At 29.4% G+C, this 14,228-nt stretch carries 11 protein-coding genes; 5 read left to right on the forward strand and 6 right to left on the reverse strand.

Features of this window, described 5'->3' with window-relative positions; all coding sequences use genetic code 11:
- Positions 1-40: 40 nt before the first annotated feature.
- The 3 genes from mnmE to AC34EU_RS06690 are packed head-to-tail and all read right to left on the reverse strand — an operon-like array spanning position 41 to position 3,671.
- Positions 41-1,429, reverse strand: a complete 1,389-nt coding sequence (gene mnmE, locus AC34EU_RS06680) for a tRNA uridine-5-carboxymethylaminomethyl(34) synthesis GTPase MnmE (protein ID WP_489696118.1) — start codon at positions 1,427-1,429, stop codon at positions 41-43.
- 35 nt (positions 1,430-1,464) lie between these two features.
- Entirely contained in the window at positions 1,465-2,601 is a 1,137-nt protein-coding gene (locus tag AC34EU_RS06685) for a GTP cyclohydrolase (protein WP_489696119.1), read from the reverse strand.
- A gap of 8 nt (positions 2,602-2,609) precedes the next feature.
- Entirely contained in the window at positions 2,610-3,671 is a 1,062-nt protein-coding gene (locus AC34EU_RS06690; RefSeq protein WP_487534286.1) for a transporter, read from the reverse strand.
- 111 nt (positions 3,672-3,782) lie between these two features.
- Between AC34EU_RS06690 and AC34EU_RS06695 the strand changes: the two genes are divergently transcribed.
- From AC34EU_RS06695 to AC34EU_RS06705, 3 genes are all read left to right on the forward strand, one after another.
- Positions 3,783-3,995, forward strand: coding sequence for a hypothetical protein (locus AC34EU_RS06695; RefSeq protein WP_487534287.1), 213 nt, complete (start codon positions 3,783-3,785; stop codon positions 3,993-3,995).
- A 79-nt stretch (positions 3,996-4,074) separates the two neighbouring features.
- Positions 4,075-6,405: a YfhO family protein gene (locus AC34EU_RS06700; protein WP_487534288.1), complete on the forward strand. Its 2,331-nt coding sequence runs from the start codon at positions 4,075-4,077 to the stop codon at positions 6,403-6,405.
- Positions 6,405-7,862: an oligosaccharide flippase family protein gene (locus AC34EU_RS06705; RefSeq protein WP_487534289.1), complete on the forward strand. Its 1,458-nt coding sequence runs from the start codon at positions 6,405-6,407 to the stop codon at positions 7,860-7,862. Before AC34EU_RS06700 ends, AC34EU_RS06705 begins: the two co-directional genes overlap by 1 nt.
- Here AC34EU_RS06705 and uvrA read toward each other — a convergent pair.
- Positions 7,851-10,631, reverse strand: coding sequence for an excinuclease ABC subunit UvrA (uvrA, locus tag AC34EU_RS06710; protein ID WP_487534290.1), 2,781 nt, complete (start codon positions 10,629-10,631; stop codon positions 7,851-7,853). The two genes, AC34EU_RS06705 and uvrA, sit on opposite strands and share 12 nt — an antisense overlap.
- A gap of 180 nt (positions 10,632-10,811) precedes the next feature.
- Between uvrA and AC34EU_RS06715 the strand changes: the two genes are divergently transcribed.
- Positions 10,812-11,402, forward strand: coding sequence for an RNA polymerase sigma factor (locus AC34EU_RS06715; protein ID WP_487534291.1), 591 nt, complete (start codon positions 10,812-10,814; stop codon positions 11,400-11,402).
- Between the two features lie 161 nt (positions 11,403-11,563).
- Here the strand turns inward: AC34EU_RS06715 and AC34EU_RS06720 are convergent, their stop codons facing one another.
- Entirely contained in the window at positions 11,564-12,211 is a 648-nt protein-coding gene (locus tag AC34EU_RS06720) for an endonuclease III domain-containing protein (RefSeq protein ID WP_489696120.1), read from the reverse strand.
- Positions 12,212-12,246: 35 nt separating this feature from the next.
- Here AC34EU_RS06720 and bcp point away from each other — a divergent pair, with 35 nt between their 5' ends.
- A complete protein-coding gene (bcp, locus tag AC34EU_RS06725; RefSeq protein WP_487534293.1) occupies positions 12,247-12,696 on the forward strand; it encodes a thioredoxin-dependent thiol peroxidase in 450 nt (149 codons plus the stop codon).
- A 3-nt stretch (positions 12,697-12,699) separates the two neighbouring features.
- Here bcp and AC34EU_RS06730 read toward each other — a convergent pair whose 3' ends face one another.
- Positions 12,700-14,163: a TonB-dependent receptor gene (locus AC34EU_RS06730; RefSeq protein WP_487534294.1), complete on the reverse strand. Its 1,464-nt coding sequence runs from the start codon at positions 14,161-14,163 to the stop codon at positions 12,700-12,702.
- Positions 14,164-14,228 lie beyond the last annotated feature (65 nt).

The raw sequence follows: 14,228 nt of genomic DNA on the forward strand, positions 1-14,228 counted from the left end.
AGGGGTATAGAAGGTTAAATACAGTAAAAGAAATTGTAATTTATTTACCGATACAAAAATTTTGAAAGACATTTCCTAAAATATCATCGGTATTTATCTCACCTGTTATTTCTCCAAGTGATTGAATTGCTGAATTTAGATCTACAGATAGCAGGTCCCCAGAAATATTATTCTTCATTCCTTTTTTCACTAGAATTATATCTTTAAGAGCGCTTTGGAGTGATGAATGATGACGAACATTAGTTACAATTGTTTGACTATCATTACCCATTTTATTTACAGTTTCAATTAATTCATGCTTTAATTTATCTATTGATTCCTTTTTGTGAGTTATTACTAATAGAGGAGGAGCTAGCTGGGGAAATTTATCCTTGATTAAAGTTTTTATTTTTTTATCATCTGAAAAAATATCCATTTTGTTTTGAATTAGGATAGTTTTCTTTTTAAATGACAATATTGATTTAAGTTGATTTGAAATACCTTCATGGTCTGCATCTGTAACATCATATAAAAACAATAAAATCTTTGCTTTTTTTGCATTTTCTATAGCACGTTTAACTCCAATAGATTCAACCTTATCTTTAGTCTCTCTTAAACCTGCAGTATCAATAAATCTAAACTGTATTCCATCAATTATTAATGTATCTTCAATACTATCACGAGTAGTACCTTCTATGTCTGATACTATTGCTCTCTCTTCATTAAGCAGGGCATTTAATAGTGAAGATTTTCCAGAATTTGGTTTTCCTAGTATTGCTACTGGAACACCATTTTTTATAACACTTCCATACGCAAAGGACTCAGATAAATCTTTTAATTGTTGTTCAATAATATCTAAAAGTTTTAAAAACTCTCCTCTATCTGCAAACTCTACATCTTCTTCTGAAAAATCTAGTTCAAGAGCAATCATTGAAGCAAAATGTATCAACTGATTTCTTAAACCACTAATGTTTTTTGAATAACCACCACGCATTTGATTAACAGCCAATTCATGCGCTGCTTTAGACTCTGACGATATAAGGTCAGCAACAGCTTCAGCTTGAGTTAAATCCATTTTACGATTTAAAAAAGCTCTTAAGGTAAATTCCCCTGCTTTAGCAGGAACTGCCCCTTTTTTAACAATTAAATGAAGAATTTCTTGGAGTATATAAGTAGAGCCATGACAAGAAATTTCAATAATATTTTCTCCAGTATAGGAGTTTGGACCTTTAAAGATTGTAAGTAACACTTTATCAATAATTCGATCACCATCTTTTACCCACCCTAAAAAGGTTTTGTGAGAGGATTGATCAATTAAGTTTATACCCCTATGCGATTCAAAACATTTTGAAGCAATTGAAATAGATTCAGTACCTGAAATTCGTATAACTCCAATAGCACCTGTTCCCGAAGGTGAAGCTAAAGCGACAATTGTATTTTCAGATAACATAATGCAAAAGTAAAAGATTTAATACAGCTATTTAATTATTCTATAGCTTTAGTAAAGGTTGCTCGTTTTTTATGAAGACGATGCTCGTAATTTTTCCATAAAGTTTGAATTTGGGTATTCTCCTCTAATTCAGGGTTAGTTTCAACCACTTTAACATTATATTTATTAAAAGTCTTTTGAATTTCATTCATTAAAATAGCCGTTACCGCTTTATTCTGATAGTCTGGTCTTACCCCAATTAGATATAATGAAACTTTTTTCACAAATTTTTGAGCCCATAAAATTATAAGAAATCCAAAAGGGAATAGTTTTCCATTTATTTTTTTTAGTGCTTTTGAAAATGAGGGCATTGTTATTACAAAGGCAATAAGATTATTTTCTTTATCTACAACACACTTTATGAAGTCTGGATGTATATATCTAAAGTATCTTTCCTTATAATATTTGATTTGATAGGGCTGAATTGGAACAAAAGTCTGAAGTTTGTCATATGTTTTTCCTAATAAATCAAACATTTGATCAACATAAGGTAAAATGTCATTATTAGATTTAAACTCAAGGAGTTTTAGTGAATATCTATCTAAAATTAATTTAGAAAACCTTCTTACTTTTTCAGGAGACTCTTCAAAAGAAGAAATTTTTATTTCATATTCTACCCATTGTGCTAATTTTTGGTAACCAAGTTTTTTTAAGTGTTCTGAATAATATGGATAATTATATAAAGTGATCATCGTATTAAGTTCTTCAAATCCTTTAACCAAGACTCCTGCTTTATCCATGTTTGAGAAACCAACAGGTCCTTCAATTTGATCAAGTTTATGTTTTTTACCAACTAAAATAACTTTTTCAAGAAGTTTTTCAGTTACATTATAATCATCTATAACATCAAACCAGCCAAAACGAACTTTAGATTTTTTGATCTCTTTAATTTCAATCCAGTTTATAATTGCTGCAATTCTACCAACAATTTTTTCATTTTTATATGCTAAAAAATAATGTGAGATTGCATTTTGAAAAACAGGATTTTTTTTTCTGTTTAAAGTTTCAAGTTCTTCCTTAATAATGGGTCCAACCCAGTAGGGATGATTTTTATATAATTCGAAAGGAAAATGAACAAAATCTCTCAACCCTTCTTCAGAAATAACTTCTTTAATTGAAATAGATGAATCCATATATAAACTTATTGTTTAGGTTTTTTTCTAGCATTTTTATTTCTCTTGTTTTCTTGCTTATCAAATTTCCTTCTACTCTTTTTTAAAGCTCTTTCCTCTTTTTTTAACTTTTTTCTTTCTATTTTCTTTGGGTCTTTATAATCTTTATGAAAATCAAGCCTATAGGAAGCTCCTGCATTTATTGAGAAAAAACTAGGATCAGTTCTTGTGTTGGTGCCAATTGTACCCTCTACCTGTAGATTTCTTCCGACTAAATATGCTGCTCCAGCCCTGATGATGTTATCAGAGTGCCTTTCAGAAAAAACCCCTTGATTTTCAACATAAACAGACCAGAGTGGATTAAAAGCATGAGTTAAAGTAATTATGTATGTTTTTTCAATAAACTTTGACAGGTATCTTTTTAAAGAAAAATTTGTTACAAAAACCCATGTTCCTAAAAAATGAGATTGTGTTGCAATAGTTCCCATCATAGTAAGTGGGGTAGGACTAGGAGCAACATAGTATAGCGTTTGGTAAAATACGGGTCTATACAAAGTGCCAAATAAATCACCATGTGGATATGGGGTTTCTTCACTAAATGGATCAAAATTAGCACCCACAGTTAAAGAAACAGCAGGTATTAAGTCTTTTAATTTAAACCCATTATTTGCTTTCCAGCTGTAAACATTTATCTCTTTTTCCTTCTTGAATGGATCATAAATCAAGTACTTGACACCTAAAAAATTTTGAAGAAATCCACTTCTTTTTACTTCTATTGGGTTGTTTGGTATCTTATTTGTGAATTTATCAAACATATATGATGCATCATAAGTTAATTCTAGCCTTTCAAATAAAAACCCCCACCGAAGAGATAAAAAACCTACTGTCCCTTTAATTGTACTTTGATTATAACCATTATGTTTATAATTTCTAGACTCAAAACCTGTTTCAATCTGAACCACGCCTTTTCCAACTGAATACGCCCCTATAGAGTATCCTGGTCGGTTTGAATTAATTTGCTCAGTATATTGACAAACTCCGATATTTGAAATACATAATAATAATAATAGAGGATTTTTAATCTCAAACATAATATGCAATATAATTCGATTTTTTAATAAAATAAATAATTATGGATTGGCTTAATTAACAATCTTATATATAATTTTTTCTAAATTTGTTATGACATTAACTATTATACTTTGAGTTCTTTGCTGAAAATTCTATTTTTTATTTTTATTATTTCATATGTAATTAGGCGTTTAAGTCCATTACTGCTTGGTTGGTTAATTCGTGATATTTCAAAAAAGACTTCTTCTAAATATAACAATGGTCATAATAAAAAAGAAACTCAAAATAAAACTAAAAAGTCTGATAACTTAGGGGAATATATAGAATATGAAGATATTGAATAATAGTCTAAGTAAACATGGACTTGTATTAGTTTGTTTTATCATTTTCGCACAACTTTTTTATTATCCATCCTTAACGGGAATGAAATTATTACAATCTGATATAGTTCAATATTCTGGGATGTCTCGTCAAATTAAAGAATATAGATCTCAAAATGACGGTAAAGAAACTTATTGGATAGATAATGCTTTTGGAGGTATGCCTACTTATCAATTAGGGGCAAAATATCCAGCAGATTTTTTAGGCTTAATACATGATTTGTTTAAGTTAATTCCTCGTCCGGCATATTTATTATTCCTTTATCTTTTTTCTAGTTATATTCTTTTTTTAGTTTTAAAGGTTGATTGGAGAGTAGCTGTTTTTGGATCTTTTGCTTTTGGTTTATCAACCTATCTTTTAATTATTATTCAAGTAGGACACAATACAAAAGCTATGGCTTTATCCTATATGCCACTTGCCTTAGCTGGGTTTTTTTTATTAATTGATAAAAGGTGGCTGTATGGATTTATTTTAAGCGTTTTAGGTCTTGGATTAAATATTAGAGCTAATCATTACCAGATGTCCTATTATTTGTTATTTATTTTAGTAATACTGGGTCTGGTTTATTTACATCAAGCTTATCAAAATAAAAATTTAAAAACCATCTCAAAAAGTCTTGGTTTGTTTTCTTTAAGCGGGATTTTAGCTATAGGGTTAAATGCTACACCCCTTCTTTCAACTTCAGAATATTCTAAATTTAGTACCCGAAGTGGTTCGGAATTAAAGCTTAACCTGGGTACCAGTCAAAAAAGCACTTCTGATGGTTTAGACTATAATTATATAACAGAGTATAGTTATGGAATATTTGAATCATTAAGCTTAATTATTCCACGAGTTCAAGGCGGAGGATCAAGAGAGAATTTGGGGACTGAATCTGAGTTGTATGAGTTTCTTGTGAAGAAAGGTGTTTCAATTAAACAAGCTAAGAATTTTGTAAGCTCTGTTCCGACTTACTGGGGTTCTCAACCTATTCTTGAGGCTCCAGCATATATAGGAATTGTTGTGTTTTTCTTTGCAGTGTTTGCTATGATTATTTTAAAAGGACCTATAAGAAATGCTTTGATGATAGCCTCAATATTATCTTTGATTTTGTCTTGGGGAAAAAACTTCCCAATTGTGACTGATTTTTTCATTTATAACGTTCCCTTTTACAATAAATTTAGATCTGTGTCATCTGCTCAGGTTATTTTAGAATTATGTGTTCCTGTTTTAGCAGCTCTTGGTTTACAAAAACTTTTAAGTAATCCACAAAAATATTTTAAACCTTTTTTAAAAACTACAATAGGTGTTTTGGGTTTCCTAATCTCTTTAATCCTATTAAAAATCATAGGATTGTTTTCATTTAAAAGCGCTATAGATATAAGGTTGCGAGAAGCTTATGGTGAAGAAATTCTCGAACAAATAATTTTTGCTAGGAGAGAAGTTTTTAATGATGATATATTAAGAGGAGTTTTTTTAGTAATAATAACTTTTTTAGTTTTCATGCTTTATAAAAGTCAAAAAATTAAAAAGAATATTGCTATTGTTTTACTTTTTGGACTATTAATTTACGATCTAGGTGGAGTTGCAGTTCGATATCTAGATTGGAGTCGTTTTGTGGATCCATCACAAATAGAAACACCATTTAGAATTACAAATGCTGATGAAATTATATTAAATGACAAGTCTAGATATCGCGTGTATGAACCTGAATTGAATTTAACTGGGGCTAGAACAGCCTATTTTCATAATTCCTTAGGTGGATATCATGGAGCAAAACCAAGAAGGTTTCAAGAACTTTTTCAATTTTTCAATTTTAATCAAATTCCTGAAATACTTAATATGTTAAATGTTAAATATGTTTTGTATCAATCTAAAGAGGAGCTTTCAACTTTAATAAATGAAGAAGCTCAAGGTAATGCTTGGTTTGTAGACTCAATTATTAGAGTTAAATCTGCAGATGAGGTTCTCGAATCATTTAAGACTATAGATTTGAAAAATCAAGCAGTAGTAGAGGACGAGTTAACTGCTAAAGCACTAACTCTAAATGAAAATAGGGATCATGATGAATCTTCTATTAAATTAATTGAAGACTCTGTTAATTTATTAAGGTATAGTTTTGTAAGTAAATCTAAACAGGTGGTTGTTTTTTCTGAAATGTATTATCCTGATGGTTGGGAAGCAAAAATAGATGGTAATATAGTTCCTCATTACAGAGTTAATTATATTCTAAGGGCACTAGCCATTGAAAGTGGAGAACATATTATTACTTTTGAGTTTAACCCAAAAGTTGTAAATACAGGAACAAAAATAAGGTATGCGAGTATTTCATTTTTCACTTTAATCTTACTTTTAATACTTTACAAAACTAAATTTTATAGAAATTATAAATAATGGGATTAGTTGCAAAACAAACATTTTATAATCTACTTAGTATTGGCTTAGCTTTTATATTGGGAGCCTTAAACACACTTTACATGTACCCGAATTTTATGGGTAGTAGGCTTCAGGGGGTTGTAATTGCTCTTCTAGCATATTCTAACTTAGTCCAGCCATTTATATCTTTTGGTCTTCAACATGCAATTATAAAATATTATAGTTCATTTAAAACTAAACAAGAAAGAGATAGTCTTTTAGTATTTACGATATGGTCTCCATTAATAATAATTATTTTAATATCTATTTATTTATGGATGTTTTCATCATCAATAATTACAGATATATCTTCAAAAGAACCTTTAATTAGTACTTATGCTTTTGTTATAATTTTAATTGCAATATCAACTTCCTACTTTGAAATCTTTTTTAGTTGGCTTAGAGTCCATTTAGCTTCTGTATTTGGCAATTTTTTAAAAGAGTTTTATCCTAGATTTTTAAATTTCGTTTTGTTAGTATGCTATGCTTCAAATATTATTGAGTTTGAAACTTTCATTTATTGTTTAATAATAGGTTACTACATTAGACTGTTTCTTGTAATTTTATATAGTCTCAAGATTTACACACCCAAGTTTACGCTTACTCTTCCTCCATTTTATTTAAAAATACTTTTTTATAGTTTTTTAATCTTTTTATCTGGAGCAGCTTCAAGTATTATACTAGACATTGATAAATCAATGATAGCATCTTTAATAACATCTGATGATGTTGCTTTTTATAGTGTTGCTTTATTTATAGCTGCTGTTATTGAAGCTCCTGGAAGAGCAATGTTTCAAATAGTTAGCCCTCTTGTTTCAAAAGCTATTAATTCTGATGATAAAATATACTTAACAAGGCTTCTTAAAAAGAGCAGTAACAATCTTTTTTTAGCTTCTGGTGTATTATTCCTCCTGATTAATCTAAACCTGACTGATTTTTATGTTTTTGTAAACCAACCAATGTATGCAGTTGCTATAGGAGTTGTTAGTGTAGTTTCAATAGGTAAACTTTACTCTATGTCTATAGGATGTCTAAATAATATAATTTCTAACTCAAAATTCTACCCCTATATTTTTTGGTTTTCTATTTTATCTGCCACAATAGCAGTTATCTTAAATCTTATTTTAATTCCTGAATATGGGATTTTAGGAGCTGCTTATGCTACTTTATTTGTAATAGTTTTAATGAATACTTTGAAATTAATTCTTGTTGCTTATGGTCTTAAGATTCATCCTTATTCTAAAGATTCTTTAAAGATATTGTTAGTAATTACTTTTGTTTACTTTACTATTAAAGAAATAAACTTAGAATACTCTTCTTTTATAAATTTGTTAATTAGATCAACTATAATAATTTTATCGTATTATGCTTTAAGTCAAATATTTGGTTTGTTAAATGACATAAACAGTCAAATAAATAAATATTTAAACAGATAATTTTTTTTTAAGATATTTGGAGCTTGGAGCATTCTTCACATCTGCGACATCTTCAGGAGTTCCTTGAGCTACAATTTGGCCTCCTTCTTTTCCAGCCATTGGCCCAAGCTCAATCATGTGATCAGCACATTTAATTAGTTCTAAATTATGTTCAACTACAACTAGAGAATGCCCGTTATCTAGGAGGGCGTCAAATGATTTTAAAAGTTTTGTAATGTCATGAAAATGAAGGCCTGTTGTCGGCTCATCAAATATAAATAAGACTTTGTCCTTAGTTGCTCCTTTAGCTATAAAAGAAGCTAGTTTTATTCTCTGTGCTTCACCACCAGATAATGTAGTTGAAGATTGACCAAGAGTGACATAGCCTAACCCAACATCATTTAGAGGTTTTAATTTTCTAACTAGTTTTTTCTCTCCATTAAATTCAAAAAGATTTAGGGCCTCATCAATTGTTAAATCTAAAACTTGATCAATAGAATAATTATTGTATTTAATTTCTCTTACTTCAGATTTAAATCTTTTCCCCTTACAAGTGTCACATTCCAGAATCACATCAGCCATGAATTGCATTTCAATTGAAACTACACCTTCACCTTTACATGTGTCACAACGCCCACCATCAACATTGAATGAAAAATGTTTGGGCTTATAATTTCTGTTTTTTGATAGATTTTGATTTGCAAAAAGAGCTCTTATTTCATCGTATGCTTTAATATAGGTAACAGGGTTTGATCTTGAAGATCTTCCTATCGGATTTTGATTAATGAATTCAACACTTTTGATCATATTTAAATCTCCATCTAAAGAAGAAAATTGACCTGGTTTCAAGGTGTAAATATCAAAATTTCTAAGCAACGCGGGATATAAAATATCTTTTACAAGGGTAGATTTTCCACTTCCAGAAACACCAGAGACGACTGTTAGTCCACCTATTTGAAACTTAGCAGTTATGTTTTTAAGATTATTTTCTCTAGCTCCACATACAGAAATCCAATTATTTGATTTTCTTCTTTTTTTTGGAACTTCTATTTTCATTTCACCACTTAAATATTTACTTGTAAGAGTGTTTGATTTTAATATCTCCTTAAATGAACCAGTAGCTACAATCTCTCCACCAAAAGAACCTGCTTCAGGTCCCATATCAATAATTTCATCTGCAGCAGTCATTATCTCTTCGTCATGTTCTATAATAATAACAGTATTTCCAATATCTCTTAAACGTTTTAAAATTTTAATTAAACGCTCATTATCTCTTGAATGAAGTCCTATAGAAGGTTCGTCAAGAATATACATAGAGCCTACAAGGCTACTTCCTAATGAAACAGCAATATTAATTCTTTGAGATTCTCCCCCAGATAGAGAATTTGATTTTCTATTTAGAGTTAAATAATCTAGACCTAAATCATTTAAAACACTGACTCTACTATTAATCTCAATTAAAATCCTTGATGATATTTTTTCCTCTGTTTTGCTTATATTTAGTTTTTGAAAAAAAATACTTAATTCTTTTATAGGTAGATCAATTAGTTCAGGAAGACTTTTCCCTCCAACTTTAACATAGTTTGTTTCGTTTCTTAATCTACTTCCTTTACAGTCACTACATATAGTTTTTCCTCTAAACCGAGATAAAAGAACTCTATTTTGAATTTTATAATTCTTTTTTTCAATTTTTTTAAAAAAGCTCATTATTCCAGTAAAAAACTTATTACCATTCCATAAAATATCTTTTTCTGCTTTTGTTAATTCAAAATATGGTTTGTGAATAGGGAAATCAAAGTTTATAGCTGATTCTATGAGCTTTGAATAAAACTTTCTATAGCCTGTGCTTCTCCATGGTGAAATAGCTTCTTCATATATCGATCGGGATGTATCAGGTATAACTAACTCTGGATTAATCCCTACAAGATCTCCATAGCCTTCACATTTTTCACATGCTCCATATGGATTATTAAAGCTAAACAAATGAATATTTGGATTTAAAAAATCAATACCATCAAGTTCAAAATTATTTGAAAACGTAACTGTTTTATCTAAATCTAAATCTTTCAAAGAACACTTTCCATTTCCTTCATAAAATGCGATTTGAACCGCATCAGCAAAACGTTGATAAAACTCTTCACTGTCATTTATCACAACTCTGTCAACTACTAGTTCAAATTGAGCTTTCGGCAACTTGTTTGGCTCAATTCTTTCTATTTTATTATCAACAAGTATTCTAGCAAAACCTTGTTGATTTAAAAAATCTATCCTTTGTTTAATAGTTCGAGACTCAGTTTTTTTAATTGGCGCTAGTAATAATAACTTTTTCCCATTATTTAGTTTTTTTATGAAGTCAATTAAATCACTTACTATGTCTTTTTTCACAACTCTACCTGATATTGGTGAATAAGTCACACCAATCCTTGAATATAAAAGCTTTAAATATTCATAAATTTCAGTTTTTGTTCCAACAGTTGATCTAGGGTTAGAAATGTTTACTTTTTGCTCTACTGCAATAGCTGGAGATATTCCAATGATTTTATCAACTTTAGGTTTATTTAACCTTCCCATAAATTGTCTGGCATAGGATGATAAACTCTCTACATATCTTCTTTGCCCTTCTGCGTATAAAGTGTCAAAAGCTAAAGATGATTTCCCTGATCCAGATAGACCAGTTATAACTGTCATTTTATTTCGAGGAATTGCGACATCTATGTTTTTAAGATTATGCAGCTGAGCTCCTTTGATAATTATAAATGATTTTGGATCTAGATCTAGGACTTTTCTCATTAAAAAATTAAAGGCTACAAAAGTACAATTTTTATAGCTTAATAAGTAGCTAGGTTGTTTCAGTTTTTTATTACAAAAATAATTTTTGTAGATTTACATAACTAAATACATTGCCTATTGTATAACATTACTTAAAAATATTTTTATAATTAATTGCAGCTTGCATTAAAAGTAATGTTTATGGTACATATAAATTCAGCTAAAGAAGACGCAAAATTCATCGTTAACTATATCGAAGGTTCTGAAAGTGCATTAGAATTTCTAATAAAAAAACATCAACATCGCCTATTTAATTTTATTTACTCAAAGGTTTTAAATAGAGATATAGCTGATGACATTTTTCAAGACACTTTCATCAAAGTAATTAAGACACTAAAAAGGGGAGTTTATAATGAAGAGGGTAAGTTTTTACCTTGGATGATGAGAATTGCTCATAATTTGGTTATTGATCATTTTAGGAAACAAAATAGAATACCATTATTCGAAAGCAATGATAATTTTGATATTTTTCAATTGATTTCAGATGGATCTCTTAATGCAGAAAATGCTATAATTAATGATCAAATAGTGGCTGATTTACAAAAAATAATTTTAGAGCTACCTGAGGATCAAAAAAAAGTTCTTCTTATGAGGTTTTATAGAGATATGAGTTTTAAAGAAATTTCAAATTTAACAGGAGTTAGTATTAATACTGCGCTAGGTAGAATGAGGTATGCTATTATTAATTTAAGAAAGCTAATTGATAGTCATAAGATTTCTCTTAGTAGGTAGATACTAAATTAAATAATTATACGTTTTAGTCATATACCAATATTGTATTATGATTAAGTTTAATTCATCAAAAAAAACAATACTTACATTAGAGCCTAGTCATGGTGTTATAAAGCGTATTATGGCTTTTTCACTTTCTTATAATTTAGATAAAAAGTTTTCTAAAAACTAAGTTTACTTAAAATAGTCTTTCTTCCAATTTTCAACATGATTTCATCATCATTGATTTTCCAACCTCTTGCAGGCGAATACTGTCTACCGTACCAAATAATTTGTAAATGGAGTTTGTTCCATTTTTCTATTGGAAATAGCCTTCTAGCATCTTTTTCAGTTTGAGTAACATTTTTACCATTTGAAAAACCCCATCTATACATAAGTCGATGTATGTGAGTGTCAACTGGAAAAGAAGGAATGCCAAAAGCTTGAGCCATCACCACACTTGCAGTTTTATGACCAACTGATGGTAAACTCTCAAGAGCAATTATATCTGCAGGCACCCTTCCTTTATAATCATTAATAAGAATTTCTGATAATTTATGAATTCCCTTCGATTTCATAGGTGATAAACCTACAGGTTTAATTATTGATCTAATTTCTTCAACAGTTAATAATATCATTTCATTTGGGGTTCTAGCCTTTTGAAAAAGAATAGGCGTCACTTTGTTAACACCTTTATCAGTACTTTGTGCTGAAAGTAAAACAGCTATTAAAAGCGTGTAAGGGTCTGAATGATCAAGTGGAATTGGAACTTTAGGATAAAGTTCTTCAAGTTTGTTTATAACGAAGAAAATTTTTTCTTTTTTATTCATTTGATTTTTCGTTATTTAGATTAATAATATTAAATATGAATATATTAAAAGTTGGTGACAAAGTTCCAGATTTTTCAGCAGCGGATCAACATAGTAATAAAATTAATTTTTCAGACTTCACAGGTAAAAAAATAATCATCTTTTTTTATCCAAGGGCAAATACACCAGGATGCACAGCTCAAGCATGTGATTTAAGAGATCATTATGGAATATTAAGTAAGGCAGGCTATTTTCTATTAGGTGTAAGTGCGGATAGCGTTAAGCATCAATTAAGCTTTTCAAATAAATTCGATTTCCCATTTTCATTATTAGCGGATGAAGATCATTCAATCATAAATAAATTTGGAGTCTGGGGACCAAAAAAATTTAGAGGTAAAGAATATGAAGGAATTAATAGAGTTACTTTTATTATAAATGAAAAAGGAATTATTGATCGTGTTATAGATAAAGTTATTACTAAAGATCACGCTTCACAGATATTATAGTGTTTATCTATCGGACTCTGGAAGATATCCAAACATTTTATTTTTAAGAATCATATCAGCGATTCCCTCCGGCAACTTTTCTTCCCAACCAGATTCATGATTTTTTATATTTTTTAATATTTCTCTTGAGAATATTGATAAATTTTTTTCTTCAAAGTCAAATATGTCTACAATTTTACCGTTGTATTTGAAAAATTTGTAAAATTCTTTCATTCTTGGGTGTAGCTTCAAGTTATTACTATTTATAATTTCACCCTTCTCATTTCTGTTAGGGTACAAATAAACTTTTAAATTATTGTAAAATAGCTTGCCAAAAGCTTCTAGTATTCCTCCACTCAAGTCCGTATAATATTCTTCGTTAAAAATTTCCACAAAACTATTAACTCCCATAGATAAAGCTAATTGACTTGTTGTGTAGTTAGAGAAATAATCTACTAATTTGTAATATTCTTTGAAGTTTGAAATCATAACTGTATGTCCTAAAGAGCAAAGAAGCATAGCGCGATCCATAAAGTCTTTTTCATCAATTTCCCCTTCAGACATTAAGTTTGAAAGAGTAATTTCAAAAATCACTTCTGTTTTTTCTTCATCAACATTAGGCTCCTTAAGAAAAACTTCATAAGACTTATTAAACATATCTATATTAACATTAGTAACAGGTCTAAAACTACCTCTTAATGCTAGAATATTTTTTTTGTATAAAACTCTTGCCGGTAAAATATTATTTCCCTCGGGATTAAACATCACAGCATCAGTCATTCCTAATTTCACTAATTCTAAACTAATTAAACGATTATCTACATTTTCAAAGACTGGTCCAGAAAAATTAATTGTATCAATTTCAACAGGGAGAAACCCCGCATTAATCCCATCATTATCAATATGATCATACAGATACTTTAAAAGTTTTTTTGGATCATCATTCTTGTAAAATGCTCCATAGACAAGATTTACTCCCATTAAACCAAGAACTTCTTGTTGAAGTCTTGCTTCTTGGTGATGAAATCTAAAATGCAAACTTATTTCACTATACTCTTGATCAACTGCAGTTTGAAATCTAATCCCCATCCATCCATGTCCCTTAAATTTTTTAGCGTAATCAATAGTAGCTACAGTATTTGCAAGAGTAAAAAATAATTTATTAGGGTGTTCTTTTCTAGAAATCCGATCCTCTAAAAGATTCATTTCACGATCTAGCATTTTTTTTAGTCTAGTCTCAGTTACATACCTTCCATCACTTTCTTCTCCATAAATATTATCACTGAAACTCTTATCATAGGCACTAATTGTTTTTGCAATGGTACCCGAAGCACCTCCAACTCTAAAAAAATGTCTTGCAACTTCTTGACCAGCACCAATTTCCGCAAAAGTCCCGTAAATATGTTCATTAAGATTAATTCTTAATACTTTTGCTTCCATTGAAGGTCTATTTTCAAAAGGGCGATCGCCACTTAATTCAATTGACATAAGTGTTATAATTTGTCATAAAATTACAAAGATTGTTTTATTTTAATGCAAATATTTACCTTTGA

It is taken from the genome of Candidatus Marivariicella framensis (genome assembly GCF_982709265.1).

Bases quoted from the DNA above. Each gene is read 5' to 3' on its own strand.
- mnmE (WP_489696118.1), bottom strand. From the start codon at position 1,429: ATGTTATCTGAAAATACAATTGTCGCTTTAGCTTCACCTTCGGGAACA.
- AC34EU_RS06685 (WP_489696119.1), bottom strand. From the start codon at position 2,601: ATGGATTCATCTATTTCAATTAAAGAAGTTATTTCTGAAGAAGGGTTG.
- AC34EU_RS06690 (WP_487534286.1), bottom strand. From the start codon at position 3,671: ATGTTTGAGATTAAAAATCCTCTATTATTATTATTATGTATTTCAAAT.
- AC34EU_RS06700 (WP_487534288.1), top strand. From the start codon at position 4,075: ATGAAATTATTACAATCTGATATAGTTCAATATTCTGGGATGTCTCGT.
- AC34EU_RS06705 (WP_487534289.1), top strand. From the start codon at position 6,405: ATGGGATTAGTTGCAAAACAAACATTTTATAATCTACTTAGTATTGGC.
- uvrA (WP_487534290.1), bottom strand. From the start codon at position 10,631: ATGAGAAAAGTCCTAGATCTAGATCCAAAATCATTTATAATTATCAAA.
- AC34EU_RS06715 (WP_487534291.1), top strand. From the start codon at position 10,812: ATGGTACATATAAATTCAGCTAAAGAAGACGCAAAATTCATCGTTAAC.
- AC34EU_RS06720 (WP_489696120.1), bottom strand. From the start codon at position 12,211: ATGAATAAAAAAGAAAAAATTTTCTTCGTTATAAACAAACTTGAAGAA.
- bcp (WP_487534293.1), top strand. From the start codon at position 12,247: ATGAATATATTAAAAGTTGGTGACAAAGTTCCAGATTTTTCAGCAGCG.
- AC34EU_RS06730 (WP_487534294.1), bottom strand. From the start codon at position 14,163: ATGTCAATTGAATTAAGTGGCGATCGCCCTTTTGAAAATAGACCTTCA.